Source organism: Streptomyces sp. KPB2 (genome assembly GCF_003950055.1).
Lineage (GTDB): Bacteria > Actinomycetota > Actinomycetes > Streptomycetales > Streptomycetaceae > Streptomyces > Streptomyces salinarius.
Window position 1 is genome coordinate 7,410,418 of record NZ_CP034353.1, and the last position, 26,138, is coordinate 7,436,555.

The following is a 26,138-nucleotide window of genomic DNA, read 5'->3' on the forward strand; positions in this document are numbered from 1 at the left end:
GGCCGGGCGCCCCGGGTCAGACACGTCCCGTGTGGAACCGCCGGTGCAGGGCGTGGATCTCCTCCGTGAGTTGCGGCACCGGGCCCTCCACGATCACGCCGGGCGCCACCTCCCGCACCGGGAGCGGCAGCACCGGAGGCGCCGGGACACTCAACTCCGTGAGCCACGCCGTCAGTTGCTCCGAAGAAGCGACGTACACGATGCGCCCCAGGCCCACCCACGCATGGGCGGCGGCGCACATCGGGCAGTGCTCGCCGGACGTGTACACGGTGGCCGCGGCCCGCTCCTCGGGGCTCAGCCGGGCGGCGGACCAGCGCGCGAGCGCGAACTCCGGGTGACGGGTGCGGTCGCCGGAGGCCACCTGGTTGCGGTCCTCGGCCAGCACCGTGCCGTCCCCGCCCACCAGCACCGACCCGAACGGCTCGTCCCCGGCCTCCAGCGCCTCGGCCGCCAGTTCCACGCAACGGCGCAGGTGGGGCAGCTCGGCGTCCTTCACGACCATGGTGCGGTCCTCCTCGTGACGTGATCGTTTCCACCCAGCCTATGTCTCCGCGATCCGACGTCTCTTGCTATCGCCCATCGCTGGCGTTAGAGTTTCTAACGAAAGAGAGTGGCAATAGCCCGTCGAGGCAGAGGAGCGCCATGTCCACCGCAACCCCGCAGCCGCAGGCCCCGCACACCGTCCTGGGGTCCGGCCCCGCCGGCACCGCGCTCGCTCGTGAGCTGGTGCGCAGGGGGCACCCCGTCCGGCTGGTGGACCGCAGGGCCGCGGGTCCCGAGATCGACGGCGTCGAGCGGTTCGCCGCCGACGTGAGCACGGTCGAGGGCGCCGTGGCCGCCGTGCGTGACGCCGCCGTCGTGTACCACTGCGTCAACGTCGCCTATCACCTGCAGGTCGAGGTGATGCCCCGGGTCCAGGAGGCCGTCCTGGCCGCCGTCGGGGCGAGCGGCGCCCGGCTGGTCGTGCTCGACACGCTCTACCCGTACGGCGAGACCGGGGGAGCGGTGATGACCGAGGAGAGCCCCTGGAAGGCGACCAGCAGGAAGGGCCGGATGCGCGCCGAGCTGGACGAGCGCTATCTCGCCGCCCACCGGTCCGGCCGCGCCCGCGTGGTCCTCGGGCGCAGCGCCGACTTCGTCGGGCCCGGCGTCCTCAACTCCTCACTGGGGGCGGCCGTGTTCCCCGGAGCGCTCACCGGAGGGGACGTCGTGGCCATGGGCGACATCGATCTGCCGCACAGCTACACGGCCATAGCCGACGTGGCGGCCGGCCTCGCCACGCTCGGTGAGCGTCCCGACGGCGACGGCCGCGTGTGGCACCTGCCGACCGCACCCGCCGTCGGCACGCGCGAGATCCACGCGATGGTGGAGAGGCGGGTGGGCCGTCCGCTCAACGTCGTGGTGCTCGAACGGCCCCGCCCCTTCGGCCCGTTCGACGCGCGGATGATGGCCGAGTACGAGGAGATGTTCTACCAGCACACGGAGCCGCAGATCATGGACTCCAGTGCCTTCGAGCGGTTCTTCGGGGTCGCCCCGACGCCGCTCGAGGACACCGTGGACGCGACCGTCGCCTGGTACGAGGCGTGGCTCCGCAGCCGGTGACCGTCAGGCCCTGCCCCGACGGCCCGACCGGGGCCGGGACCGGTCCAGCGCGGCCACGCCGACCGCGGCCAGGCCGATCTGGATGAGCCACTCGACCCAGTCGACGCCGTCGGTGTCGGCCACGTCGAACGCCGACGCGATCCACGATCCGATGAACGCGGCGACGATGCCGACGAGAATCGTCCACAGCACACCGATGCGCTGCCGCCCCGGAACGACGAGCCGGCCCAGTACGCCGATGACGACACCGATGACGATGGCACTGATTATTCCGTCGATCTCCATCTCCACCCCTTTTGGTCAAGGCCCCGCACCGGTGCGTCTGCCCGCTGCGGGCGGATGCAGTCCGCCGGCGGCCGGACGCGCGGGGGCCCGACGGACGGCAGTCGCAGGGGGCCGGGACGGGCGGGGAGCCGGAGGGCTGGGTGCCGGGGCGAGAGCGACGGGCCGGTCCGCCTGTGGCGGGACCGGCCCGTGCCGTCTCCTTCCGGTGCGTCTAGTGCCTGCGGGGGGCGCTCCGCGCCGCCGTACCGGCGCAGACCATGCCCAGGATCACGGCCAGTGCGCCGATGACCACGTTGTTCCAGATGACGCCGGCGTCCGGGTTCGAGCCGACGATCCATGGCGAGATGATCATCCAGACGCCGATCGCGCACATGGCCCAGCTCAGGCCGTACATGCGCTCCGGGGCGCGGGTGAATCCGAGGGCCAGCAGGCCAATGGCGATGCCCACGATCAGATTGTGGGCCACGAGTGGCGGCTGGCTGGTGGTGAAGTGGAGTATCCACGGGGACACGGCACAGTAGAGGCCGAGCAGGAACACCGGCCCGTCCACGAGTGCCACGTCACGACCACCGAGCATGCGCGCGTAGCGCGCTTGCATTTCCGGGGCATCCGGGTGGCTGGTGATGTCACCACGGGGGTGCGAGACGTTGGCCATAAGTCGCCTCCTTCGAATTGCAGGGCCATCCGCTTCTGGTGCGGTGTGCGGTAGCGCCGCATAAGTCCATTCTGCTCTTACTTCTCCCTTATGTGTAGTGCCGGCGGCCTCGTGCTGGATGTTCGGTGCCCGGTGGTCCGTTCCGGTCGGGTGATCACCGCGCGGAGGTCGACCGGGCGTCCCGGTCGGCGGAGTTGGACTGGTCTACACCCTTGACTGGTACAGACCAAAGCGGTTGAGTGTGCCTCCACACCCCCCTCCACGGCCGCCCCCACGCCGTGGCCGGCCCGGCCGGCACGTGCGCACCAGGTTCCGCTCCGCCCTGCCCCGGTACAGGAGCGGCCGTGCTCCGCAGAAGGAGACAACCTGTGTCGAGGCGCCGTATATCCGCACTGGTGACCACTCTCGCCCTCGCCGGCGCAGTGCCGTTGCTCATGCCCGCGGGCGAGGCTTCCGCCGCCGCGTGTTCGAGCTACCCCGCCTGGTCGGCCGACGCGAACTACAACGCGGGCGACGTCGTCCGCTACACCGACGGCAAGGCCTACATCGCCGAGCACGCCAACCCGGGCTACGACCCGCTCATCAGCACCTGGTACTGGGACCCGTACGCCTGCGACGGCGGCGGATCGCAGACGCCGGTCGGCAACTTCGTCGTCAGCGAGGCCCAGTTCAACCAGATGTTCCCGAACCGGAACTCCTTCTACACCTACAGCGGCCTCACCGCCGCGCTCAGCGCCTACCCCGGCTTCGCCAACACCGGCAGCGACACCACCAAGAAGCAGGAGGCCGCGGCCTTCCTCGCCAACGTCAGCCACGAGACCGGCGGCCTGGTGCACATCGTCGAGCAGAACACCGCCAACTACCCCCACTACTGCGACTGGAACCAGCCCTACGGCTGCCCGGCCGGCCAGGCCGCCTACTACGGGCGCGGTCCGATCCAGCTCAGCTGGAACTTCAACTACAAGGCCGCGGGCGACGCGCTCGGCATCGACCTGCTGGGCAACCCCTGGCTGGTGCAGAACGACGCGGCCGTCGCCTGGAAGACCGGCCTGTGGTACTGGAACACCCAGTCCGGGCCCGGCACCATGACCCCGCACAACGCGATGGTCAACGGCGCCGGCTTCGGCCAGACCATCCGCTCCATCAACGGCTCGCTGGAGTGCGACGGCAAGAACCCCGCGCAGGTCCAGAGCCGGGTCACCAAGTACCAGCAGTTCGCCCAGATCCTCGGCGTCTCCCCGGGCGGAAACCTGTACTGCTGACCCACCCCCGGTGTGCGAAACTCCGCCGATGACCTCGGAAACGATCACCGCGGAGTCCGCGGGCACCTTCCGCCTCGGCGACCTGCCCGTCCGCCGCGTCGGCTTCGGCGCGATGCGGCTGACGGGCAGTGCCGCCTTCCACCTCGGCACCCCGAGCGACCGCGAGCGCTCCCTCGCCGTCCTGCGCCGGGCGGTCGAACTCGGCGTGAACCACATCGACACCGCCGCCTTCTACTTCTCCTCCCTGCGCTCCGCCAACGAACTGATCAACACCGCGCTCGCGCCCTACGCCGACGACCTGGTCGTCGCCACCAAGGTCGGGCCCTACCGCGACTGGTCGGGGGAGTGGGGCACCTCCGCCCGCCCCGAGGACCTGCGCGCCCACGTCGAGGAGAACCTGCGCCAGCTCGGCCGCGACCACCTCGACGTCGTCTACCTGCGCCGCATGCGCCAGGACTCGATCGCCGAGCACTTCGGCGCCCTGGCCGAGCTGCGCGAGGCCGGCCTGATCCGCCACCTCGGCCTCTCCGACGTGGAGCCACGGCACCTCGCCGAGGCGCAGGCCGTCGCACCGGTGGTGAGCGTCCAGAACCGGTACGGACTGGGCTTCCACGACCCCGCCACCGACGCGCTCCTCGCCCAGTGCGGCGCCCAGGGCATCGCCTTCGTCCCCTTCTACGCCATCGCGGGCGAGGCCGGTCCGCGGGGCGCGGGTGCGGCGCACGAGGAGGAGGTCCGCGCGGTCGCCGCCGCCCACGGTGCGAGCCCCGCCCAGGTGCGGATCGCCTGGACCCTGCACCAGGGTCCCCACGTCCTCGCCATCCCCGGCACCGGCGACCCGGAACACCTCGCCGAGAACGTCGCCGCGGGCGCCCTGCGCCTCACCGACGAGGAACTGGCGCGGCTCGACGGAGCGCGTACGGGCTGACCCTCCGCCGCACCGGCCCGGTCCCGCGGGCGGGGACTTGGCGTCCGGTGGGTTTTACGTATAACCTCTCCCGTCAATCGCCCGTCCCGGAAGGTGCCGATGAGTCGCATCGCCCTGGTCGCCCTCGTCGTCGACGACTACGACGAGGCGATCCGCTTCTACACCGAGGCCCTCGGTTTCCGCCTCGCCGAGGACACGCCCCGGCCCGACGGCTCCCGCTGGGTCGTCGTCGAACCCGGCGACCCGGGCGCGGGCACCGCCCTGCTGCTGGCCCGCGCCAAGGGCGAGGCCCAGCGTGCCCGGGTGGGCGACCAGACGGGCGGGCGCGTCGGCTTCTTCCTGTACACCGACGACTTCGCCCGCGACCACGCCCGCATGACCGCGGCCGGCGTGACCTTCCTGGAGGAGTCCCGTCACGAGCCCTACGGCTCGGTTGCCGTCTTCCAGGACCTGTACGGCAACCGCTGGGACCTGCTCCAGCCCGCCGCCCCCTGATCGTCCCCGCCCGAACCCGTCCCCGCATCCACGCACTGAACCGCCGAGGAACCACCGCACATGTCATCTACGCGCATAGACGCCGAGACCCTCCGACGCCTCCCCAAGGCGGTCCTCCACGACCACCTCGACGGCGGCCTCCGTCCCGCCACCGTCGTCGAGCTGGCGGAGAGCGTCGGACACACCCTGCCCACCACCGACCCCGACGAGCTGGCCGCCTGGTACTACGAGGCCGCCAACTCCGGTGACCTGGTGCGCTACATCGCCACCTTCGAGCACACCCTCGCCGTGCTGCAGAACCGCGAGGGCCTGCTGCGCGCCGCCGAGGAGTACGTCCTCGACCTCGCCGCCGACGGCGTCGTCTACGGCGAGGTCCGCTACGCCCCCGAGCTGAACACCGCGGGCGGGCTGTCGATGGCGGAGGTCGTGGAGACCGTCCAGGAGGGGCTAGCCACCGGCATGGCCAAGGCCGCCGCCGCCGGAACGCCCGTCCGGGTCGGCACCCTGCTCTGCGGCATGCGGATGTTCGACCGGGTCCGGGAGGCCGCCGACCTCGCCGTCGCCTTCCGGGACGCCGGTGTCGTCGGCTTCGACATCGCCGGCGCCGAGGACGGCTTCCCGCCCGCCGACCACCTCGACGCCTTCGAGCACCTGCGCCGCGAGAACGTGCCCTTCACCATCCACGCCGGCGAGGCGCACGGGCTGCCCAGCATCCACCAGGCCCTCCAGGTGTGCGGCGCCCAGCGCATCGGCCACGGCGTCCGCATCACCGACGACATCCCCGACCTCGCCGCCGGCAAGCTCGGCCGGCTCGCCGCCTGGGTGCGCGACCGCCGGATCGCCCTGGAGATGTGCCCGACCTCCAACCTCCAGACCGGCGCCGCGACCTCGATCGCCGAGCACCCGATCACCGCGCTGAAGGACCTCGGCTTCCGCGTCACCCTCAACACCGACAACCGCCTGGTCTCGGGGACGACGATGACGCGCGAGATGTCCCTGCTGGTCGAGCAGGCGGGCTGGAGCGTCGAGGACCTGCGCACGGTGACCGTGAACGCCCTCAAGAGCGCCTTCGTCCCGTTCGACGAGCGCAAGGCCCTCATCGAGGACGTGGTCCTCCCGGGCTACGCGTCCGCGCTCTGAACGAGCCCGCGCACATAGGCGGCCTGTCCGACGTGCTGGAGATCGTCGGACAGGACGCTGACCAGCCGCACCGCCAGGGTGACCGGCGGATCCCAGCTGTCGTCGACCACCCGCTCCAGGTCCTTCGAGGTCAGGGAGCGCAGGGCCGTGAGCGTCTGCTCGTGCACGGCGTCGTAGTAGCCGGTCAGCAGGTCGCCGGAGTCGACCCGGACCTTCGCGACCTCGGCGGAACCGTGACCGTACCCGGTGGTCCGGCGGGGGAGGTCGAGGCCGAACCGCTTCTCCCACTCCCCGGTGAGCCACACCTGGTCGAGCCCGAAGGCGTCGGCGACGTGGTTGTCCTGTACGCGGGTGAGATGCCAGACCAGCCAGGCGACGGAGTTGGCGTCGGCGGTGGGGCGGGCGTTCAGGCCGTCCGGGTCCAGGCCCTCGACGGCGGCGTGGACTTCTTCCCGGATGCGGCCGTGGCCCTCGATGAGGATGTCCTTCGCATGCATACGTCCACCATCGCGCAGTCGGCCCGTCCGCGCGCCCCGTTCACACACTTCCCGCGTCCAACAGCTCCATCAGTGCCCGCGCCGCCGGGCTGGTGGCCTGCGCGGGCGGCAGCAGCGCGACGGTCTCGTACTCCGTCCCGTCCGCGTCCTTGAGCGGGAGCGAGGTCAGCGCGGCGCGCTTGTGCCGGAAGTGACGCGGGACGACCGCGATGCCGAGGTTCTCGTCGATCAGGTCGAGCAGCCCGTGCACGTCGTTCACCTCCAGCGGTACGGTCCGCCGGACGCCCGCCGCGGCGAAGACGGCGTCCGTGACGCGGCGCGGACCCCAGTCCGGGTGGAAGTCGACGAAGACCTCGTCGGCCAGGTCGTGCGGGGTCAGCACCGCGCCGTCGGCCACGAGCCGGTGGTCGGGGTGGCACAGCACGGTCATCGGCTCGCCCGCCAGCGAGACCGACCGCAGCTGGTCCGTGTCCGCCTGGGTGCGGTAGGCGAAGGCCAGGTCGAGCCGCCCCGCCGTGACCTCCTCCGCCAGCTCCCCGGAGCCCGCCTGCCGCAGCCGGATCTCCACGTCCGGATGGCGCCGCCGGAAGCCGGCCAGCAGCCCCGCCACCGGCACCCCGGCGATGCACTGCTCGGCCCCCAGCGACAGCGTCCCGCGCAGCACCCCCTGCACCGCGGCGACCGCCTCGTGCGCCGACCGCACCTGCGCGAGGATCCGCTCCGCCTCGACCAGCAGCGCCCGCCCCGCCTCCGTCAGCGTCACCCGGCGGGTCGTACGCACGAACAGCGGCGCCCGCAGCTCGCGCTCCAGCGCCCGGATCGACGCCGACAGCCCGGACTGGGACACCAGCAGCCGTTCCGCCGCCCGGGTGAAGTGCTGGTCCTCGGCGACCGCCACGAAGTGCTGGAGATGACGCAGTTCCATGATTGAGAAGCGTAACCGCGCAATCCCATCGGATTCTTCTGTTGGACCACTGCCCGCAGGTCACGGGAGAGTGGGGGACGGTTCCGCCCAAGCCCCGTCCCTCGGGGGCCAACCCCTCTGGAGTCGCGTTGTACACCGCACACCCCGACCGCTACGCGGAGATGCCCTACCGGCGCACCGGACGCAGCGGCCTGAAGCTCCCCGCGCTCTCGCTCGGCCTGTGGCACAACTTCGGCCCGGACCGCCCCGTCGAGACCCAGCGCGCCATCCTGCGCCGCGCCTTCGACCTCGGCGTCACCCACTTCGACCTCGCCAACAACTACGGCCCGCCCCCCGGCTCGGCCGAGTCCGCGCTCGGCGACGCCCTGCGGGCCGACTTCGCGGCCTACCGCGACGAGCTGGTGATCTCCACCAAGGCCGGCTACCTGATGTGGCCCGGCCCGTACGGCGAGTGGGGCTCGCGCAAGTACCTGCTGTCGTCCCTGGACCAGAGCCTGTCCCGGATGGGCCTGGAGTACGTCGACATCTTCTACTCGCACCGCCCCGACCCGGACACTCCCCTGGAGGAGACGATGGGCGCCCTGCACACGGCGGTGCAGCAGGGCAAGGCGCTCTATGTCGGCGTCTCCAACTACTCGGCGGAGCAGACCCGCGAGGCCGCCCGCATCCTCGCCGAACTGGGAACCCCGCTGCTGATCCACCAGCCGCGCTACTCCATGCTCGACCGCCGCCCCGAGACCGGCGGACTGCTGGACGCCCTCGACGAACTGCAGGTCGGCTCCATCGCCTACTCTCCGCTGGAGCAGGGTCTGCTGACCGGCCGCTACCTCAACGGCATCCCGGAGGACTCGCGGGCCGCGAGCGACAGCCCGTTCCTCAACTCCGACGCGGTCACCGAGGAACTGGTCGGCAAGCTGCGCACCCTGCACGAGATCGCCGGGTCCCGCGGACAGTCGCTGGCCCAGATGGCCCTGGCCTGGGTGCTGCGGCAGGGCAGGGTGACCTCCGCCCTGGTCGGCGCGAGCAGCCCGCGGCAGCTGGAGGACAGCGTCGCGGCCGTCGGCAACCTCGACTTCGACGCCGACGAACTGGCCCGCATCGACAAGATCGTCAAGGGCTGAGGGACCGCTCGAACGGATGCGAGCCGGGCCGGGAGGCGGTGGCGCCGCCTCCGGACCCGGCTCGCGGGCGTGTGCGTCCCGGCCTCCTCACGCTCCCCCGGGCACCCGGTCCAGGAAGCCGAACACCGACCGGATGCGGTTCTCGCCGTCCAGCGTGATCACGTCGAAGCCGGCGACCGGCGCCGAACCGTCGGCCTCGCTCACCAGCTCCCAGGAGAACCGCGCCGTGTCGTGGTGCCCGTCGACGGCGCCCGACAGCCGGAAGGTGAAGCCGGGAAACTGCTCGTGCGCCGCCGCCACCACGGCCGCGATCTGCGCGTGGCCGCGCACGTCGGCCAGCGGGTCGGTGTAGCCCCCGTCCTTGGCCCAGGCAGCGGCGACCGCCTTGGCCACCGCGTCCGGGGCCGCGTTCCAGGCCTCGAAGTAGCGGGCGACGGCGTCCTCGTAGCGACGGGTGGGTGCGGACATGGCGATCAGCCTCCAATGGGGTGGGTGTGCCGGCCGGGACCGGGTCCCGGTGACCCGGTGCGACCACCCTGCCGCCCCCGCGGGGCGGCGTCGATTACCCCCCAAGTCATGGCGTCGGCGCGCCATTTCGGCCAAACAGCGCCGTGAATATGCCAGGAGACTGGCCGGAAATTCATGGTGACAGTGGTTCAGTCGTGAACATACTCACCACTAGGGCCTCTCACACCACGCGACAGCGCCCTCACGCACAGCACACGAGCCGCACGGACGTCATGCCGGACCGGCAGGCGCGCTGGGTGACGGGGGAGGGCAGCAGTGCACGACGAGTTCCTGTGCCATGTCACGGCCTACGGTGTCTGCGACGGCCGGCGCATCGGTGTCCCCCTGGGCACCTACCGGGCGCCCACCCTCGCCCTGGCCCTGTGGTGGCTGCGGGACCGGGCGTCGTGGATCGCCCAGCGGCTGGATCCGCAGCCCGACACCCCCCACTTACCGCGCGGCGCCCTGACTCCCGTCGCCGACGACGCGCCCGACGTGCCGCGCATGCTGCGCACCTGGTGCGCCGACGACGTACAACAGGAGCTGGTCGCCGACGAGTTGGCCGCAGGGCATCTGGTGCGCGTCGCGACCAGCGACGAGACCACCGAGTACGAGCTGATGGCCGAGTCCGTGGACGCGCTGCGCATGCAGCGGGCCGCCCCGCTCCTGGTCGTCCCCGTCGCCTGACCTCCGCGACGCCGCACCGCCACGCTTCAGGACCCGGCCCGGCCGGACCGTCCGCGCACCCACCGTGCCAGCAGCGCGCCCAGGAACCCGGCGACCAGCCCCCACAGCAGCCCGAGACCGACCGCGCCCCACAGACGCGGCCGCAGGAACAGCTTCCCGGCCAGCCCGCCGCTCAGGTCGCCGATGCCGATCACCGACAGCCCGTAGTGGGCGGAGATCCGGCCGACCAGGCCGATCATGAGCACCGTGAGCCCCAGCGCGATCGCCATGTGCACGGCGAGCAGCCAGGCCGGCACCTCCGCCGGGGAACGGGACGCCATGAGGAACCCGGCCGCCAGGATCAGCACCGCCGCGGCGACCAGGAGCCACCACATCCGCCCATCCTGCTCGGCGAGCGTCCCCACGTTCACGGTCGAGACGTCGGGCGTGCGCAGCACCTCGTCGAGCACGTGCGGCATCGGAAGCCCGAACGGCCCCTCCACCCGCCCGTTCCAGGTCGCTCCGAGGCCGATCGTGAGCGCGGGCCAGGCCAGGTTCGGCAGCCCGAGCAGCAGGACGGCGAAGGTGTCCGCGGGATGGCCCCGTGTCCCGGCGGTGACCAGGGCGACCACGACGCCGACGACCACGTACGCGAGCAGCAGCGCGACCATCGCGTAGGCGGCCGGCCGCACCGACGTCCGCAGCCGCAGCAGCCTTCCGGGCAGCGGCGCCCCGGGGGAGACCAGCAGGGCGAGGACGAGCACTCCCGCCAGCCACAGCAGCCCGAAGAGGACGGTCAGCGGTACGTCGGTGGTGAAACCGACCGTCGGGGTGATGCCGAACAGGTCGCCGAGGTCGCTCAGCAGGCCCTCCCCGAGGGAGACCTCGAAGGTCTGCCGCGCGGCGAACGCCGTCCCGAGGAGGGCGAGCAGCCACAGGACGGCGATCCGCGCGGCCCAGCCGGCCAGTTCCGGGACGCCGGTCACGGCCCGACGGCGCAGCGGCCGCAGGAAGCCCCAGGCGATCACCAGCGCGCCGGTCAGGGTGACGGACAGCGGCATCACGGTCAGCCCCGCGTCGGTGGCGGCCAGCTCGCCCGCGTCGCCGGACAACTCCAGGGCGCCGCCCACGGCGGTGACGACGGTCGCCACGACGACCCGGGGAAAGGCGTTGTCGGGCAGGTCCGCGGCACCGGCCGCCCACAGCCCGAGCGCGGCCACGACCCCCATGGCGACCAGCCCGGCCAGCACCGTGCCCAGGGCCTGCGCCCAGCCGTGACGGGCGACCGCCCGGCCGGACGGTCCGGGAGACGTGGGAGGTACGGGCGGCACGGGGGGCACGGACGGGGGGTGCGGACTCACGCTGCCACGCTAAGCAGCGCCCGCCGGGCCCGCCCGCCGACAGGGCCGTCCGCGCCGGGAGACGGCCCCTGTCGGCGGCGTACGGACCGTCATGGATCGGCCGCCGTGCTGGATCGGCCGCTGTCCTGGATCGGCCGCCGTCCTGGACCGGCCGAGGTTTCAGTCCGCCCGCACGACCAGGGCGTAGTCGCCGAGGCCGAGCAGCCGGCCGGCCGGCAGTTCGCCGCGGGTGGTGAAGAGCGCGAGGAGGCGGGCGGTCCGGGTGTCGAACGCGACGTCCAGCACCGTGCCGTGCTCGGTGCCCGTGTCGACGAGGACCCGGTGGCCCAGCAGCTCGTGGTGGGACGACGGCGCCGGCTCGGGGTCGGCGGCGGACCGGAGGCGGACGGCGCCCGGTCCGACGGTCTCCACCGTGTCCCAGGAGACCTCTTTCTCCCGGCCGAACCTGCCGTCGCGGAACCGGACACGACTGACCGAACCGGACCGGACGTCGACGGTCAGGGACGTCACGGTGCCGAGCGGTCCGCCGCCGTCCGGCACCAGCACCGGCAGCCCGCGCACCTCGGTGAACAGCATCACGGCAGCGAGCCCTTCCAGGGGCCGGGCACACCGCCGACCAGGGCGGTGAAGCCGGGCAGGTCGTCCGCGACGTGCCGGACGGCGTCGTCGGGCAGGACCAGGGCACGGCCGTTCACCGTGAGCGTCTCGCCGCGCGGCACGTACACCCGGCTCCGGTGCCGGGTGGACCCGGGCACGAACCGCCGGCTGGCCGCCACCCGGAAGCCGACGACCCGTCCACCGGTGCCGCCCTCCACGACGACGTCGAGCACCGTACCGATCTCCCTCCCCGCCTCGGTCAGCACCCTGGCCCCCAGCAACCGGGCCCGCAGGTTCTGCTGGTGCGCCGTCATCGCCGCCGCGTTCACCAGGCCGCGCCGGTCCCGGATCATCACCGCGTCGTGGCCCAGCGCGTACACCGCCTGCCACGGCAGGCCCTCCTTGAGCGGGCCGGACAGCAGGCCCCGTCCGGTCAGGGTGAAACCGGTGATCCGGCCCGCGGCGGCGTCGCATACGGTGTCCTTGACATGGGCGACGGCATCGCCGCCGAGGGTGACCACCGGCCGGGTGGTGAGGCTTCGTGCGGCCATCAGTTCGTTCATCGCACACCCTTCCCCACCCGCTCGCACACCCTTCTCGCACTCACGGGTTCCCCGCACGACTGTGACGATGCCCGCACTGCGAAGAGACGGGGACTGCGATGCGCGGCTCGGGGTACGAGGACAGGTGCAGCAGAGTCCGGCCAGTCCGGCGTCCGAGAGAGAAACGCATGACCGAGTATCTGGACGGGGCAGTGATACCGACTGGTTTCGACGTACCCGTTGAACCGCTGAGGCGGGCGGCGCACTACTCCGGTGAGCCGGGATGCATAGCGCAGGCACGTTCCTTCGCCTCGCTCTTCCTCGACCAGCTCAGGACCGAGTGGTGCGCCACCATCGGTCCCCGCGCCGACGGCGCGGTGCTCCTCGTGGTGAGCGAGCTGGTCACCAACGCCGACCGGCACAGCAAAGGGCCGTACATCCTGGAGCTGGAGGGCACGGGCGCCTCGGTGGCGGTGACCGTCTACGACAGCAGCGGAGCGGTGCCGGAGCGCTTCCCCCGGGACCCCGAGCGCATCGGACGGCACGGATTGGAGATCGTGCACGCCCTGGTGGAGACGGTCGACGTCGAACGCGTCCCGGTCGGCAAGCGCGTACGCGCCGTGGTGCCCCTCACCGAAGGGTGAAGGGCACCGTCGCTGGAAGGGCCGGGGCTCAGGCGCAGCCGAGCTCGCCCAGCATTCCCTCGCGCAGCCTGGTGATGATCCGCTTGATCAGCCGGGACACGTGCATCTGCGAGCAGCCGAGCCGCTCGCCGATCTCCGCCTGCGTGGCCTCCTCCACGAACCGCAGGTGGATGATCTGCCGGTCGCGCTCGCTCAGCTCCGCCATCAGCGGGGCCAGCGAGTGGAAGTCCTCCACGAGCCGCAGGCCGTCCTCCTCCACGCCGATGAAGTCGGCGAGGACCGACTCGCCGTTCTCGGGGCCGTCCCCGGTCAGCGCGGCGTCCAGCGAGGAGGAGTTGTAGCCGTTGGACGCGATCTGGCCCTCGATCACCTCGTTCTCGCCGATGTTCATCAGCGTGGCGAGTTCGGCCACCGTGGGTTCGCGGTCCAGGCGGGAGGAGAGCTCCTCGCGGGCCCTGGCCAGCTCCACGCGCAGCTCCTGAAGACGCCGAGGCACGTGCACCGCCCAGGTCGTGTCACGGAAGAAGCGCTTGATCTCGCCGACGATGTACGGCAGCGCGAAGGATGTGAACTCGACCTCGCGCGACAGCTCGAAGCGGTCGATCGCCTTGATCAGGCCGATCATGCCGGTCTGGACGATGTCCTCCATGTCGTCCCCGCGACCGCGGAAGCGGCCCGCGGCGAACCGCACGAGCGACATGTTCATCTCGATGAGCGTGTTGCGCGCGTACTGGTATTCGTGCGTGCCCTCTTCGAGTTCCGTCAGGCGCCGGAAGAACTGGCGGGACAGCTGCCGCGCGTCGCGCGGCGCCACGGTACGGGGATCCACGGTGCGGGTGTCCACGGCGTCCTGTGTTTCCGGCCGGACCACGGCGGTCTCCATTGCCTCTCCCACGAAAGTCACGGTTCGACGTCTCCCTAGGCTTTTCGCGCTTGCGGGTACCCGGGTCGCGACGACTCATGCCCCCGTTTCTGTCGAGCGTAGTCCCGCCGACGGTCCACGGCCATCCGGGACGCTCCGGGGAGCCGGGAATCCCGAGGGCACCGGATTTCCCTGAGGGCGGAACGTCGCCCCCTTCCGTGATCCGTCCGGAACCCTAGGCTGAGGAGGTGACCAGCCACGTGCCGAACGAAGCCCGCGTCATTCCGCTGCGCCCGCAGGCCGCGCGCCCGGGGGCCCGTCCCGCCGCCCCACCGGTGCCCCCGGAGCGAAGGCCGCCCACCGTGCGCGAGCCCCTGTGGCGGGACCTGGTCGGGGACGTCCTGCGGCGGGAACGCCTCGACCAGGAGCGCACCCTGAAGGAGGTCGCGGAAGCCGCCCGGATCTCCATGCCCTATCTGTCGGAAGTGGAGCGTGGCCGCAAGGAGGCGTCCTCGGAGGTGCTGGCGGCCGCCGCCGGAGCCCTCGGACTGGGCCTCGGCGACCTGCTGGCCCGCGCCCAGGGCGAGCTGGTCCGCCTCACCTCCCGGCACACCGGCGCGGGAGCGCGCCGGTCCACGCCGGCGTCCGGCGCACGGTTCGACGGGATGTGCCTGGCCGCCTGAGAGCGCGCGGACGCGCACGGGCCGGGCGCCCCGCCCGGAGCGGGGCACCGGCCCGTGCGCTCACACCCGCGCCAGGCGCCGGACGAGCACCTCGTCGGCCAGTCCGTACGCCACCGCGTCCTCGGCGGTGAACACCTTGTCGCGGTCCATGTCCGCGCGCAGCGTCGCCACGTCGTGCCGGGTGTGGCGGGCCAGTACCTCCTCCACCTGGGAGCGGATCCGCACCATCTCCTTGGCCTGGAGCGCCAGGTCGGAGACCGTGCCCTGCCGGCCGCCGCTGGCCGGCTGCCCCAGCAGCACCCGGGCGTGCTCCAGGACGAACCGCCGCCCGGGGTCCCCGCCCGCCAGCAGCACCGCCGCCGTGGACGCCGCCTGCCCGACGCAGAACGTCGAGATCGGCGCCTGCACGAAGGTCATCGTGTCGTAGATCGCCATCAGCGACGTGAACGAGCCGCCGGGGGAGTTGATGTAGATCGCGATCTCGCTCTCCGGGGCCGACGACTCCAGATGCAGGAGCTGCGCGATCACGACGTTGGCCACGCCGTCGTCGATCTCGGTCCCCAGGAAGATGATCCGCTCCGACAGGAGCCGGCTGAACACGTCGTAGGACCGCTCGCCCTGCGGGGTCCGCTCGACGACGTTCGGAATCGTGTAGCTCCCCATGTCACAGCCCCATCCGTCGCCGGGTGGCGGCCGGGCGCACGTCCGCGAGGGACTGCACGACCCGGTCCACCATTCCGTACTCCCTGGCCTCCTCGGCCGTGAACCAGCGGTCGCGGTCGCCGTCCCGGGAGATGGTCTCCGGGCTCTGCCCGGTGTGCTCGGCGGTGATCCGCTCGATCGTCCGCTTGGTGAACTCCAGGTTGTCCGCCTGGATCTCGATGTCCGCCGTGGTGCCGCCGATGCCCGCCGACGGCTGGTGCATCATGATCCGCGCGTTCGGCAGGGCGTAGCGCTTGCCCGCCGTGCCCACGCTCAGCAGGAACTGCCCCATGCTGGCGGCGAACCCCATGGCGAGCGTCGAGACGTCGTTGGGGATCAGCCGCATGGTGTCGTAGATGGCGAGCCCCGCGTGCACGGAGCCGCCGGGGCTGTTGACGTACAGGCTGATGTCGGTGCGCGGATCCTGCGCGGACAGGATCAGCAGCTGGGCGCAGACCCGGTTCGCGGAGACCTCGTCCACCTGGGTGCCCAGCAGCACGATCCGCTGGTCCAGCAACTGCTCGGCGAGCCGGTCGTCGAAACGGGTCGCGGGGGTGTCGCCGTCCTCGGCCCTGGGCGGTGCGGCGGGGGCGGGGCCTGCGATGAGTGGAGACATCGGCACTCCTTGTCGAGTCGTAGCCAGTCGTGAGGGGTGGTAGTGGTGGGGGAGCGGTGCGCGGCCGACGGCACCGCGGTTCCTCCACTGTCGGCCCGCCGCGGCCCCCGCCGGGCATTTCTCTGCCCGCGGCAGATTCGCCACGGGCAGAGCGATGAGTCCGGCGGTCCGCACCGGTCGGTACTGGTGACCGTGTTCCGCCCCCAGGAGGTAGTCATGAGCACCGACGGGTTCACCACGTGCCTGTGGTTCGACGGCGACGCCGAGGACGCCGCGCACTTCTACGTCTCCGTCTTCAAGAACTCCGGCATCGGCGCCGTCACCCGCTATCCCGAGGGAGCGCCGCAGCCCGCCGGCTCGGTGCTCACCGTCGAGTTCACCGCCAACGGCCAGAAGTTCGTGGGCCTCAACGGCGGCCCGCAGTTCAAGTTCAACGAGGCGATCTCCTTCCAGATCACCTGCGAGGACCAGGACGAGGTCGACCACTACTGGACCGCGCTCACCGAGGGCGGCGGAGAGGACGGCCCCTGCGGCTGGCTCAAGGACCGGTTCGGCGTGTCCTGGCAGGTCGTCCCGCGCCGGCTCGAGGAGATGTTCCGCGACCCCGACCCCGCCAAGGTGGCCCGCGCCAACAAGGCCATGATGTCGATGCGCAAGCTCGACATCGCCGCGCTGGAACAGGCGTACGCCGGGGAGTGACCACTCGCCCGCACCCGACCCACACCCACGTTCGCTGAGGAGGCGGCAGACATGGCCGTATCACCGGAAGGGGCCCCTTGCTGGGCCGACGCGATGTTCACGGACGTCGAGGGAGCCAAGAGGTTCTACGGCGACGTCCTCGGCTGGACCTTCGGCGAGTCGTCGACCGAGTTCGGCGACTACACCCAGTGCTACGCCGACGGCAAGGCGGTGGCCGCCGTGGTCCCGCCCCCGCCCGGTCACGAGGACCGGTCCCAGTGGTGCCTCTACTTCGCCTCCCCGGACGCGGCGGCGACCGCCGGCCGGATCCGCGAGGCCGGCGGAGAGCTGCTCCTGGAGCCGATGCGGGTAGGCGACTTCGGCACCATGTGCCTGGCCCGCGACCCGGGCGGCGTCGTCTTCGGCGTCTGGCAGGGCGAGAAGCACGAGGGCTTCGAGGCGACGGCCGTGCCCGGCGCGTACTGCTGGGCCGAGGTCTTCACCCGCGAGCCCGCGAAGTCGGACGCCTTCTTCCCAGCGGTCTTCTCCTACGGGGCCAAGCAGATGCGGGACGACCAGGTGGACTTCCGCCTGTTCGACCTCGGCGGCGACCCGGTCCTGGGCCGCATGGTCATGACGGAGGACTTCCCGCCCGAGGTACCGCCGTACATCAACGTCTACTTCACCGTCGCCGACTGCGACGACGCCGTGGCCCGCGCCACGAAGCTCGGCGGGATCCTGCGGTTCGGCCCGATGACCACCCCGTTCGGCCGGTTCGCGGCGCTGAGCGACCCGCAGGGCGCCTCCTTCTCGGTGATCGACGTCACGACGACCGAGGGGGAGATGCCGGAGGTCGCGGAGGTCCCCTGAACCACGTCCCGGGGCCCCGTCGGACCATGGCATGATCGAGCGCATGCGTGAACGTGTAGTGGCCGCGTGCGACGGGGCTTCGAAGGGAAACCCGGGCCCGGCCGGCTGGGCCTGGGTGGTGGCCGACGCGTCGGAGACCCCGGTCCGCTGGGAGGCCGGCCCGCTCGGCAGGGCCACCAACAACATCGCCGAACTGACCGCGCTGGAGCGGCTGCTGGCGTCGACCGACCCCGACGTGCCGCTCGAGGTCCGCATGGACTCGCAGTATGCCATGAAGGCCGTCACCACCTGGCTGCCGGGCTGGAAGCGCAACGGCTGGAAGACGGCCGCCGGCAAGCCGGTCGCCAACCAGGAGCTGGTCGTGCGCATCGACGAGCTGCTCGACGGCCGCTCGGTCGACTTCCGCTACGTGCCCGCCCACCAGGTCGACGGCGACCGGCTCAACGACTTCGCCGACCGCGCCGCCAGCCAGGCGGCCGTCGTCCAGGAAGCCGCGGGCAGCATGCTCGGCTCGCCCGAGCCGCCGCCCGCCCCGGATGTCCCGGCGACCCGCAAGGCGCCGCGCCGCGGGTCGGGCGCGGCCCGCAAGAGCGGTTCCTCCTCCCGCACCATCAAGGCGAAGTTCCCCGGACGCTGCCTGTGCGGCCGCTCCTACGCGGCCGGCGAGTCCATCGCCAAGAACGACCAGGGCTGGGGCCACCCGGAGTGCCGCACGGCGGCCGCCGGGTAATCCGCGCCGGCCACGGCCGCGTAGCGGCGGCCCACCACCCTCCCCTTGTTACCCTGCGGTCCCGAATGACCGTTATGAGTGCATACCAGGGGTGTGTGTGAAGGTCGCCTGCGTCGGCGGTGGACCCGCCGGACTCTATCTGTCGATCCTGCTGAAGCGGCAGGACCCGACCCACGACGTCACCGTGTACGAACGCGACCCGGAGGGCTCCACCTACGGCTGGGGCGTCACCTACTGGCGCGGACTGCTCGACCGGCTCCGGGAGCACGACCCGGAGTCGGCGCGCGCCGTCGAGGAGCACTCCGTGCGCTGGCGGGACGGCGTCGCCCACGTCGGCGACCTGACCACCCGGCACCACGGCGACGAGGGCTTCGGCATCGGCCGCCACCGGCTCCTCGCGCTGCTCGCCGCACGCGCCCGCGACCTCGGCGTACGCCTGGAGTTCGAGCACCCGGTCACCGGCGCGAACCCGCCCGCCGCCGACCTCGTCGTGGCGGCCGACGGCGCGGGCAGCGCCCTGCGCGGCCGGCACGCCGGCCACTTCGGCACCGAGATCACCGGCGGCCGCAACCACTACGTGTGGCTCGGCACCCCCAAGGTCTTCGACGCCTTCACCTTCGCCTTCGCCGAGACCGGCCACGGATGGATCTGGGCGTACGGCTACGGCTACGGCCCCGAGGGCAGCACCTGCGTCGTCGAGTGCGCGCCCGAGACCTGGACCGGCCTCGGCCTGGACCGTGCCGACGAGGCCGAGGGCCTGATCCTGCTGGAGAAGCTCTTCGCCGACGTGCTGGACGGACACCCGCTCACGGCGCGGTCCTCCGGCCGGGCGAGCGCCGCCTGGCCCGTCTTCCGCACCCTCACCAACCGCACCTGGTCCCGCGGCAACCTGGTCCTGCTCGGCGACGCCGCCCACACCACGCACTACTCCGTCGGCGCCGGCACCACGCTCGCGCTGGAGGACGCCATGGCGCTGGCCACGGCACTGCGCGAGCCGGGCACACTCCCGGACGCCCTCGCCCGCTACGAGCGCGAACGCCGGGCGGCCCTGCTGCCGGTGCAGAGCGCGGCCCGGCTCAGCGCCCAGTGGTACGAGAACCTGCCCCGCTACATCCACCTGCCCCCGGAGCAGATGTTCGCCCTGCTCGGCCAGCGGCACTCGCCGCTGCTGCCGTACCTCCCGCCGCGCCTCTACTACCGGGTGGACCGGGCGGTGGGCCGGCTGGAGACGCTGCGCCGGCTCAAGCGCCGGCTGGGGCCCGTGCTCGCGCGCACGGTCCAGGCACGCAGGCTCGCCACAGGGGAACGGCCTGGTGCCGCCGGGCGTCCCGACGCGGTGCCGGCCCACCGCGGATGACAGACTGACGCCATGGACGAGCGCACTTTCGGCAGGTCGGATCAGCACGCGTCGGTGATCGGCCTCGGCACCTGGCAACTGGGCGCCGACTGGGGAGACGTGGACGACAAGGAAGCCCTCGCGGTACTGGAGGCGGCGGCCGAGTCGGGGGTGACCTTCTTCGACACGGCCGACGTCTACGGCGACGGCCGCAGCGAGCAGACCATCTCCACCTTCCTCGCGAGCAGGCCCGACCTGCACGTGCTGGTCGCCACCAAGATGGGCCGCCGGGTCGAGCAGATCCCGCAGAACTACGTCCTGGACAACTTCCGGGAGTGGAACGACCGCTCCCGCCGCAACCTCGGCGTGGACCGCCTCGACCTGGTGCAGCTGCACTGCCCGCCGACGCCCGTCTACTCCAGCGACGAGGTGTTCGACGCCCTGGACACCCTCGTCGAGGAGGAGCGCGTCGCCGCGTACGGAGTCAGCGTGGAGACGTGCGAGGAGGCCCTCACCGCGATCGCCCGGCCGAACGTGGCCAGCGTGCAGATCATCCTCAACCCGTTCCGCATGAAGCCCCTGCGCGAGGTCCTGCCCGCGGCCCGCGAGGCCGGCGTCGGCATCATCGCCCGGGTGCCGCTGGCGTCCGGCCTGCTGACCGGCAAGTACACCAGGGACACGGTCTTCGCGGCCAACGACCACCGCAACTTCAACCGGCACGGCGAGGCCTTCGACCAGGGCGAGACCTTCTCCGGCGTCGACTTCGCCACAGGAGTGGAAGCCGCCGCCGAGTTCGCCGCGCTCGCCCCCGAGGGATACACCCCGGCCCAGCTGGCGCTGCGCTGGATCGTCCAGCAGCCCGGCGTGACGAGCGTGATCCCCGGCGCCCGTTCGCCCGAGCAGGCCCGCGCCAACACGGACGCCGCCCGGCTGCCGGAGCTGTCCGGGGACACCCTCGCGGCGATCCGCGACCTCTACGACCGCCGTATCAAGGACCAGGTCGAGAGCCGCTGGTAGCGGGCCGCCGGGCGGCGGCCCGTGTCCCTCACGGCACCAGGAGCAACTGCCGTTCCCGCTCCTGGTCGCCGGAGGCCGCCCCCTCGTCCCGCGCGCCGAAGGCACGGGCCAGCGTCTCGCTCGCCGCCTCCACGGCCTGCGGTGTGCCCTGCACGGTGACCGTCACCGGCGCCGACAGCGACCCGCCCGCCGGGGCGGCGGCCGCCCGCGGGGCGTCCTGGGCGTCGAAGGTCGCGGTACGCACCGTCGCCCCCTCGTCCGCGGGCAGATCGCCGGGGGCTCCGAAGACGCCCTCCAGTGCGCGGACGATCGCCCGCGCGTCGTCGATGCCGCCGCCGTCGAACGTCACGGTGAGCTGAGTGTCGGACATCTTGGCCTTCCTTGCCGCGCCGGGGTCGTTCCCGGCCCGTGTAACCGTCCCCCGATCACCCAAACCGGGCGTCGCCCGCACGGACCGGCGCCTGAGTACGAGGATCCCGGGAACAGGGAGGGAGACGCAGGCGGCGGTCGACGGGAGGAAGACGTGACGCACTCGGACTCGGGTTCGGGATCGGCCGGGGGACAGGCCCGGCGCAGGGGGCGCAACGAGACCGAGGAGGAGCGGGCCGACCGGATGTGGACGGAGCTGATCCAGGAGGTCCGCGTCGCGCAGATGGGCGTGCAGATCCTGTTCGGCTTCCTGCTCACCGTCGTGTTCCAGCCCAAGTACGATACCCTCTCGGACACCGACCAGACGATCTACCTGGTCACGGTGGTCCTCGGGGCCGTGACGACCGGCGCCCTGATCGGGCCGGTGTCCCTGCACCGCCTCGTCTCCGGGCGGCGGGTTAAACCCCAGGCGGTGCGGTGGGCGTCCCGGCTGACGCTGCTCGGCCTCGTGCTGCTGCTCGCCACGACGGCCTGCTCGCTCCTGCTGATCCTGCGCGTCGCGACCCACGACGGCTTCGTGCCCTACCTCGTCACCGGCGTGGTGCTCTGGTACCTGCTGTGCTGGTTCGGGATCCCGCTGTGGACCCGGCACCGCCACACGGCCCGCTGAGGCACCGGCTCCCGGCGGCCCGGGCGGGGGCCCTCAGCCCTCGGCGGTCAGCGCCGCGAGGAAGTCGTCGACGCGCACCTCTTCCTCCCCGGGCCGCACCACCGTGTGCGTCTCGCGCAGGAACGCCTCGACGGCCGCGGCCCAGACGAACACCACGGCGCGGTGGCGTTCGCCGTCGGCCCGGTCGTCGCCGAGCAGTTCGATGCGCAGCTCGTCCCACATGCCCCGCGACTCGGGCCGCATCCGCACGTCGCCCACGCCGACCGGGCGGGTGAGGCCCTCGGCGACCATCTCCCGGTCCAGCGTCCACTCGGCGAGCACCCGTCCGTCGTGGCTGAAGACCACGGTGAGGGCGAACGGGTCCGCCGCGTCGTATCCGAGGTGCGCGAGGACGGGGAACCGGTCGGCGGCGTCGCCCGCCTGGAGCTGCACGACCATGGTCCTGTGCACGACGGTGTTCACTAATGCCTCCAGGGGTACGGACGTAGAGCCCTCTAGTACCCGGTTCACGCGCAAGATGCTCAGTCGTTCGAGTGATTCGACCGTCCGTCGGTTTCGGCCGCCGGTCTCAGTCGCGGCCGAACGCCTCGCGCAGCGCGGGCAGCAGGGTGCTCTCCGACCAGTCCAGGAAGGCGGGTTGGGACTCCCCGCCGATCTGCACCAGGGCGATCTCGGTGAACCCGGCCTCGACGTACGGGCGTACGGCCGCCACGAAGGCGTCGGGGTCGTCGCCGCAGGGGATGGACTCGGCGACGTCGTCGGGCGTCACGAACTGGGTGGCGGCCTCGAAGGAGTCCGGGTGCGGCAGTTCGGAGTTGACCTTCCAGCCGCTGCCGAACCAGCGGAACTGCGAGTGGGCCCGCTTGATCGCCGTGTCCCGGTCGGGGTCGTAGGAGACGGGCAGTTGGCCCACGCGCGGCTTGCCCTCGCCGCCGTGCCGGCCGAAGGCCTCCAGCAGTCCCGCCTTCGGCTCGGTGGCGATCACCAGGTCGGCCAATTCGCCCGCCAGCTTGGCGGAGCGCTCCCCGGAGACGGCGATGCCGATGGGCGGCGGGCTGTCCGGCAGGTCCCACAGCCGGGCCGACTCCACGTCGAAGTGCGCGCCGCGGTGGTTCACATGGCCGCCCCCGAACAGCGCGCGGATGATCTCCACCGCCTCCTGGAGCATCTCGTGCCGCACGTCGACCGACGGCCAGCCGCCGCCCACCACGTGCTCGTTGAGGTTCTCGCCGCTGCCGAGACCCAGCCGGAAGCGGCCCTCGGACAGCAGTTGCAGCGTCGCCGCCTTCTGTGCCACCACCGCCGGGTGGTAGCGGAACGTCGGACAGGTCACGTAGGTCATCAGCGGGATGCGGGACGTGGCCTGCGCCGCGGCGCCCAGCACGCTCCAGGCGTACGGCGCGTGGCCCTGCGAGCGCAGCCAGGGGAAGTAGTGGTCCGAGGTCACCGAGAAGTCGAACCCCACCTCCTCGGCGCGCACCAGATGGCCGACGAGTTCTCGCGGGCCGGCCTGCTCGGTCATCATCGTGTATCCGATGTGTGCCATGGCGGCCGAGTCCCCGCGGGGCGCGAGGGAAAACCGGAGGAAACGGGGCGGAAGAGGTCAGCTCCCGCCCTCCCGGAAGGTGCCGAGGAAGGCGGCCAGCGCCCGCTCGTTCCCGGTGTCGCCCCAGTCACCGGCCGGCGTCGTCCAGCGCAGCGAGAAGCTGCGTCCCCCGCCGAGCAGGAAGCCGCGGCCGAAGGTGCGGACCCGGGCGCCGTCGTCCCCGGCCAGCCACTCCATGTCCGCCGCCTCGCGCCCCCGGTACGTCGTGGCGCGGATGTCGCCGATCCGCCGGTAGCCGCCGGAGCGGGCGAGGCCCGGCTCCACGTCGTCGCGCCAGACGGCCACCGGGTCGTCGCCCGCGCGCCTGCTGTAGGTGACGGCGAGCGTGCGCGGGTCGCCGGAGGCACCGAAGACGACCCGGTAGGCGCCGTCCGGCACCCGTGCGGTGTCCAGCCGCCGCCAGCCCTCGGGAAGGGCGACGGAGAAGCCCTCCGGAGCGGCGTAGCGGCGGAATCCGGCCGGTGGTGGGGAGCCGGGCGGCGAGGGCGAGGCGCTCGTGCCCGGCGGGCCGGTGGGGGAGGAGGACGCGGAACCGGTGGGCGGGGCGGCGGGTGCGGAGGGGCGCTGCCCGGTGCCGGTGCCGGTGGTGGGGGAGGAGGGGCGCTGCCCGGTGCCGGCGCCGGTGGCGTCGTCGCCGCCCGTGCCGGGGAGCCGGCCGGTGACGGCGAGGACGGTGACCGCGACCGTGACGAGGGCCAGGGCGATCCCGGCGACGACGGTCCCGCGCGGCCGGTCGCCGCCCGCGCTCCGGGCGACGGCGTACCGGCCGCGCGGCCCGGGCGGGATCGCCTCGCCCGCGGCCGCCTCGGGATCCTCCGCCAGCGCCCGGACGAGGGCCGCGCGCACCACCGGGCGGGTCGGCCGCTCCCGGGAGTTCTTGCGCAACAGCCCCTGCACGGCCTCGGTGAGCGGACCCGCGCGCACCGGCGTGCGCAGCGGCAGCCGGTCCACGCCCCTCAGCGTCGCCTCGGGGCGGCCCCGGTCACGGAACGGCGGACGGCCCTCGACCATCGTGTAGAGGATCGCGCCCAGCGTCCACAGATCGGCCGCGGGCCCGATCCGCTCGTCGCGGGCCTGCTCGGGCGAGGCGTACGCGGGCGCCGTCAGCCGGGGGGCGAGGGTGGCGCCGGCCAGCCCGAAACCGGTGACGACGACCGAGCCCTCCTCGCGCACGAACACCTGCCCCGGGCTCAGCTCGCCGTGCGTCACGCCGTGCGCGTGCGCCGCCTCCAGCACGGCGAGCAGCTCCAGGCCGACGCGTGCGGCCCGGGCATGGCCGAACGCGCCCCGGCGGTCGAGGAGGTCGCCGAGCGGAACACCGCCGACCCACTCGGACACCGTCCACAGCGTGCCGTCCACGACCACCGCGTCCGAGACCGCCGCGATCCGCCCGGGGCACAGCGACGCCATGGCCTCACCGGTGCGGATCACCCGGCCCGGAGCCCGTCGGCCGGTCTCGCCCGTCCGGTCCTGAGGCAGCGCGATCTGCGTGACCAGGCACGGACGGCCGGTCGTGGCGTCCTCGCCGGACCAGCAGACGCGGTTCGTCTCGCGCAGGACGACCTCGAACAGGCGGTAGCGCCCGGCGACCAGCTCGTGTGGGGAGACGTGCGCCCTGACCATGGCCATCCCTCGTTCGCACCGTCGGCTCTCGGCTCGACCAGGGGTACGTCGAGGGGGCCGGGGTGCGTTCAGCGAACGCGCCGTCCGGCCCGCTTTCTGACCCTTCTTCAAAAAGCGGGCGTCTCGGCGCGCGGCCCCGGCCCCGGCGTCAGCGCAGTCCGAAGCGGTCCGCCCACCCCGCCATGTCCGTCACCGTGGCGTTGCCGCCGCACACCACGAGCCCGATCCGGGCGTCTTCGCCCACCCGCTCCACCACCCGCCGGGCCGCCGGCAGCAGACAGCCGGCGGCCGGCTCGGTCCACACCTTGGCGTGCTCGGCGAGCGCGAGCGAACCCCGGACCGCCTCCCGGTCCGGCACCACGAGCACCTCGGTGACCAGCTCCGCCACATGGGCGTACGTCAGCTGCGAGACGGACGGCGCGCTGAGCGTCGTGACGACCGACGACAGCGGCACCGCCAGCGGCCCGCCCGCCGCCAGCGCCCGGGACATGGCCTCGGCGCCCTCGGTCTCCACGCCCCAGACCCGCACCCCCGGCCGCAGCGCCCGCAGCGCCGCCGCCACGCCCGCGATCAGCCCGCCGCCCCCGATGCTCACCAGCACGTCGGTCAGGTCGGACGCGTCCTCGGCGAACTCCAGTCCCACGGTGCCCTGGCCCGCGATCACCACGGGGTCGTCGAAGGGGTGCACCAGGGTCAGCCCCTCCTCGCGCAGCCGGGTGACCAGCGCGAAGGCGCTGTCCATGCCGTCGGTGAGGCGCACCACGGCGCCCGCCTCCTCGGCGATCTCCACCGAACGGGCCGGCGCCGTGCGCGGCATGACCACCGTGGCCTTCACGTGCAGAGCGGCTGCCATCACCGCCACCGCGATGCCGTGGTTGCCGCCGCTGACCGCGACGACACCGGCGGCCCGCTCGGCCCCGGTCAGCGACAGCAGCTTCGCCGTCGCGCCGCGCGCCTTGAACGAACCGGTCCGCTGGAGCAGCTCCAGCTTCGCGGTGACCGGCACGCCGAGCAGCGCGGACAGCCCCGGGCTGGGCACGGTCGGGGTGCGCACGACATGTCCGGCGATCCGCTCGGCCGCGGCTTCGATCTCCGTGATCGCGATCAAGGCAGTCTTCCTTCCGGCGCGGGCGGTGATCCGCGCCCGTT

At 72.7% G+C, this 26,138-nt stretch carries 32 protein-coding genes; 15 read left to right on the plus strand and 17 right to left on the minus strand.

Features of this window, described 5'->3' with window-relative positions; translation table 11 throughout:
- Window positions 1-16: 16 nt before the first annotated feature.
- Window positions 17-502 (minus strand): nucleoside deaminase, encoded by a 486-nt coding sequence (locus tag D1J63_RS33480; protein ID WP_125634104.1) that lies wholly within the window; start codon window positions 500-502, stop codon window positions 17-19.
- Between the two features lie 140 nt (window positions 503-642).
- On the opposite strand from D1J63_RS33480, the gene D1J63_RS33485 reads away from it, so the two are divergent.
- Window positions 643-1,602 (plus strand): NAD-dependent epimerase/dehydratase family protein, encoded by a 960-nt coding sequence (locus tag D1J63_RS33485; protein WP_125634106.1) that lies wholly within the window; start codon window positions 643-645, stop codon window positions 1,600-1,602.
- Between the two features lie 3 nt (window positions 1,603-1,605).
- On the opposite strand, the gene D1J63_RS33490 is transcribed toward D1J63_RS33485, so the two are convergent.
- Complete coding sequence (locus tag D1J63_RS33490; RefSeq protein WP_102932160.1) at window positions 1,606-1,887, minus strand: GlsB/YeaQ/YmgE family stress response membrane protein; 282 nt, start codon at window positions 1,885-1,887, stop codon at window positions 1,606-1,608.
- A gap of 211 nt (window positions 1,888-2,098) precedes the next feature.
- Window positions 2,099-2,542, minus strand: coding sequence for an SPW repeat protein (locus D1J63_RS33500; protein WP_125634108.1), 444 nt, complete (start codon window positions 2,540-2,542; stop codon window positions 2,099-2,101).
- A gap of 368 nt (window positions 2,543-2,910) precedes the next feature.
- Here D1J63_RS33500 and D1J63_RS33505 point away from each other — a divergent pair, with 368 nt between their 5' ends.
- The 4 genes from D1J63_RS33505 (at window position 2,911) to D1J63_RS33520 (ending at window position 6,367) form a co-directional block, all read left to right on the plus strand.
- Window positions 2,911-3,804 carry a glycoside hydrolase family 19 protein gene (locus D1J63_RS33505; protein WP_125634110.1) on the plus strand — a complete coding sequence of 298 codons (894 nt, stop codon included), beginning with the start codon at window positions 2,911-2,913 and terminating at the stop codon, window positions 3,802-3,804.
- Between the two features lie 28 nt (window positions 3,805-3,832).
- Window positions 3,833-4,732, plus strand: coding sequence for an aldo/keto reductase (locus D1J63_RS33510; RefSeq protein WP_197923625.1), 900 nt, complete (start codon window positions 3,833-3,835; stop codon window positions 4,730-4,732).
- A gap of 99 nt (window positions 4,733-4,831) precedes the next feature.
- Entirely contained in the window at window positions 4,832-5,227 is a 396-nt protein-coding gene (locus tag D1J63_RS33515) for a VOC family protein (RefSeq protein ID WP_125634114.1), read from the plus strand.
- A 60-nt stretch (window positions 5,228-5,287) separates the two neighbouring features.
- The gene (locus D1J63_RS33520) at window positions 5,288-6,367 is read left to right on the plus strand and encodes an adenosine deaminase (protein WP_125634116.1); all 1,080 of its coding nucleotides are present in this window, start codon (window positions 5,288-5,290) and stop codon (window positions 6,365-6,367) included.
- Here D1J63_RS33520 and D1J63_RS33525 read toward each other — a convergent pair.
- Entirely contained in the window at window positions 6,349-6,864 is a 516-nt protein-coding gene (locus D1J63_RS33525) for a DUF664 domain-containing protein (protein WP_125634118.1), read from the minus strand. The genes D1J63_RS33520 and D1J63_RS33525 overlap by 19 nt on opposite strands.
- Before the next feature lie 40 nt (window positions 6,865-6,904).
- Complete coding sequence (locus tag D1J63_RS33530) at window positions 6,905-7,789, minus strand: LysR substrate-binding domain-containing protein (RefSeq protein ID WP_125634120.1); 885 nt, start codon at window positions 7,787-7,789, stop codon at window positions 6,905-6,907.
- A gap of 128 nt (window positions 7,790-7,917) precedes the next feature.
- Here D1J63_RS33530 and mgrA point away from each other — a divergent pair, with 128 nt between their 5' ends.
- Window positions 7,918-8,910 (plus strand): L-glyceraldehyde 3-phosphate reductase, encoded by a 993-nt coding sequence (gene mgrA, locus D1J63_RS33535; RefSeq protein WP_125634122.1) that lies wholly within the window; start codon window positions 7,918-7,920, stop codon window positions 8,908-8,910.
- An 87-nt stretch (window positions 8,911-8,997) separates the two neighbouring features.
- Here the strand turns inward: mgrA and D1J63_RS33540 are convergent, their stop codons facing one another.
- On the minus strand, window positions 8,998-9,378 hold the full coding sequence (locus tag D1J63_RS33540; RefSeq protein ID WP_125634124.1) for a nuclear transport factor 2 family protein: 381 nt from the start codon (window positions 9,376-9,378) through the stop codon (window positions 8,998-9,000).
- Between the two features lie 315 nt (window positions 9,379-9,693).
- Between D1J63_RS33540 and D1J63_RS33545 the strand changes: the two genes are divergently transcribed.
- Window positions 9,694-10,104, plus strand: coding sequence for a hypothetical protein (locus D1J63_RS33545; protein WP_102932151.1), 411 nt, complete (start codon window positions 9,694-9,696; stop codon window positions 10,102-10,104).
- Window positions 10,105-10,130: 26 nt separating this feature from the next.
- Here the strand turns inward: D1J63_RS33545 and D1J63_RS33550 are convergent, their stop codons facing one another.
- The 3 genes from D1J63_RS33550 to D1J63_RS33560 all read right to left on the minus strand — a co-directional run bounded on the left by D1J63_RS33550 (window position 10,131) and on the right by D1J63_RS33560 (window position 12,604).
- On the minus strand, window positions 10,131-11,414 hold the full coding sequence (locus D1J63_RS33550) for a streptophobe family protein (protein ID WP_176156291.1): 1,284 nt from the start codon (window positions 11,412-11,414) through the stop codon (window positions 10,131-10,133).
- A gap of 189 nt (window positions 11,415-11,603) precedes the next feature.
- A complete protein-coding gene (locus tag D1J63_RS33555; RefSeq protein WP_125634126.1) occupies window positions 11,604-12,023 on the minus strand; it encodes a PRC-barrel domain-containing protein in 420 nt (139 codons plus the stop codon).
- Complete coding sequence (locus D1J63_RS33560; protein ID WP_125634128.1) at window positions 12,020-12,604, minus strand: PRC-barrel domain-containing protein; 585 nt, start codon at window positions 12,602-12,604, stop codon at window positions 12,020-12,022. The genes D1J63_RS33555 and D1J63_RS33560 overlap by 4 nt, the downstream gene beginning before the upstream one ends.
- A 167-nt stretch (window positions 12,605-12,771) precedes the next feature.
- Here D1J63_RS33560 and D1J63_RS33565 point away from each other — a divergent pair, with 167 nt between their 5' ends.
- Window positions 12,772-13,227, plus strand: coding sequence for an ATP-binding protein (locus D1J63_RS33565; RefSeq protein WP_125634130.1), 456 nt, complete (start codon window positions 12,772-12,774; stop codon window positions 13,225-13,227).
- 28 nt (window positions 13,228-13,255) lie between these two features.
- Here the strand turns inward: D1J63_RS33565 and D1J63_RS33570 are convergent, their stop codons facing one another.
- Complete coding sequence (locus tag D1J63_RS33570) at window positions 13,256-14,110, minus strand: RNA polymerase sigma factor SigF (protein ID WP_102932147.1); 855 nt, start codon at window positions 14,108-14,110, stop codon at window positions 13,256-13,258.
- A 227-nt stretch (window positions 14,111-14,337) separates the two neighbouring features.
- On the opposite strand from D1J63_RS33570, the gene D1J63_RS33575 reads away from it, so the two are divergent.
- Entirely contained in the window at window positions 14,338-14,772 is a 435-nt protein-coding gene (locus tag D1J63_RS33575; RefSeq protein WP_125634132.1) for a helix-turn-helix transcriptional regulator, read from the plus strand.
- A gap of 60 nt (window positions 14,773-14,832) precedes the next feature.
- Here D1J63_RS33575 and D1J63_RS33580 read toward each other — a convergent pair whose 3' ends face one another.
- Together D1J63_RS33580 and D1J63_RS33585 are read right to left on the minus strand one after the other, a co-directional pair.
- A complete protein-coding gene (locus tag D1J63_RS33580) occupies window positions 14,833-15,435 on the minus strand; it encodes an ATP-dependent Clp protease proteolytic subunit (RefSeq protein ID WP_061446291.1) in 603 nt (200 codons plus the stop codon).
- Window position 15,436: 1 nt separating this feature from the next.
- The gene (locus tag D1J63_RS33585; protein WP_031034445.1) at window positions 15,437-16,090 is read right to left on the minus strand and encodes an ATP-dependent Clp protease proteolytic subunit; all 654 of its coding nucleotides are present in this window, start codon (window positions 16,088-16,090) and stop codon (window positions 15,437-15,439) included.
- A gap of 216 nt (window positions 16,091-16,306) precedes the next feature.
- On the opposite strand from D1J63_RS33585, the gene D1J63_RS33590 reads away from it, so the two are divergent.
- The 5 genes from D1J63_RS33590 to D1J63_RS33610 all read left to right on the plus strand — a co-directional run bounded on the left by D1J63_RS33590 (window position 16,307) and on the right by D1J63_RS33610 (window position 20,721).
- Window positions 16,307-16,789 (plus strand): VOC family protein, encoded by a 483-nt coding sequence (locus tag D1J63_RS33590; RefSeq protein ID WP_125634134.1) that lies wholly within the window; start codon window positions 16,307-16,309, stop codon window positions 16,787-16,789.
- Between the two features lie 51 nt (window positions 16,790-16,840).
- Complete coding sequence (locus tag D1J63_RS33595; RefSeq protein WP_125634136.1) at window positions 16,841-17,638, plus strand: VOC family protein; 798 nt, start codon at window positions 16,841-16,843, stop codon at window positions 17,636-17,638.
- 31 nt (window positions 17,639-17,669) lie between these two features.
- Window positions 17,670-18,368, plus strand: a complete 699-nt coding sequence (locus D1J63_RS33600) for a ribonuclease H (protein ID WP_125634138.1) — start codon at window positions 17,670-17,672, stop codon at window positions 18,366-18,368.
- Between the two features lie 97 nt (window positions 18,369-18,465).
- On the plus strand, window positions 18,466-19,725 hold the full coding sequence (locus D1J63_RS33605; RefSeq protein WP_176155880.1) for an FAD-dependent monooxygenase: 1,260 nt from the start codon (window positions 18,466-18,468) through the stop codon (window positions 19,723-19,725).
- A 12-nt stretch (window positions 19,726-19,737) separates the two neighbouring features.
- On the plus strand, window positions 19,738-20,721 hold the full coding sequence (locus D1J63_RS33610) for an aldo/keto reductase (protein ID WP_125634143.1): 984 nt from the start codon (window positions 19,738-19,740) through the stop codon (window positions 20,719-20,721).
- Window positions 20,722-20,749: 28 nt separating this feature from the next.
- Here the strand turns inward: D1J63_RS33610 and D1J63_RS33615 are convergent, their stop codons facing one another.
- Window positions 20,750-21,091, minus strand: coding sequence for a hypothetical protein (locus tag D1J63_RS33615; RefSeq protein ID WP_125634145.1), 342 nt, complete (start codon window positions 21,089-21,091; stop codon window positions 20,750-20,752).
- A gap of 243 nt (window positions 21,092-21,334) precedes the next feature.
- Between D1J63_RS33615 and D1J63_RS33620 the strand changes: the two genes are divergently transcribed.
- Window positions 21,335-21,760, plus strand: a complete 426-nt coding sequence (locus D1J63_RS33620) for a DUF6328 family protein (protein WP_241235713.1) — start codon at window positions 21,335-21,337, stop codon at window positions 21,758-21,760.
- A 33-nt stretch (window positions 21,761-21,793) separates the two neighbouring features.
- On the opposite strand, the gene D1J63_RS33625 is transcribed toward D1J63_RS33620, so the two are convergent.
- The 4 genes from D1J63_RS33625 to D1J63_RS33640 all read right to left on the minus strand — a co-directional run bounded on the left by D1J63_RS33625 (window position 21,794) and on the right by D1J63_RS33640 (window position 26,097).
- Complete coding sequence (locus D1J63_RS33625; RefSeq protein ID WP_125634149.1) at window positions 21,794-22,222, minus strand: SsgA family sporulation/cell division regulator; 429 nt, start codon at window positions 22,220-22,222, stop codon at window positions 21,794-21,796.
- A 106-nt stretch (window positions 22,223-22,328) separates the two neighbouring features.
- The gene (locus D1J63_RS33630; protein WP_125634151.1) at window positions 22,329-23,306 is read right to left on the minus strand and encodes an LLM class F420-dependent oxidoreductase; all 978 of its coding nucleotides are present in this window, start codon (window positions 23,304-23,306) and stop codon (window positions 22,329-22,331) included.
- 57 nt (window positions 23,307-23,363) lie between these two features.
- Window positions 23,364-24,995 carry a serine/threonine-protein kinase gene (locus tag D1J63_RS33635; protein WP_125634153.1) on the minus strand — a complete coding sequence of 544 codons (1,632 nt, stop codon included), beginning with the start codon at window positions 24,993-24,995 and terminating at the stop codon, window positions 23,364-23,366.
- Window positions 24,996-25,137: 142 nt separating this feature from the next.
- On the minus strand, window positions 25,138-26,097 hold the full coding sequence (locus tag D1J63_RS33640; protein ID WP_125634155.1) for a threonine/serine dehydratase: 960 nt from the start codon (window positions 26,095-26,097) through the stop codon (window positions 25,138-25,140).
- Between the last annotated feature and the right edge of the window lie 41 nt (window positions 26,098-26,138).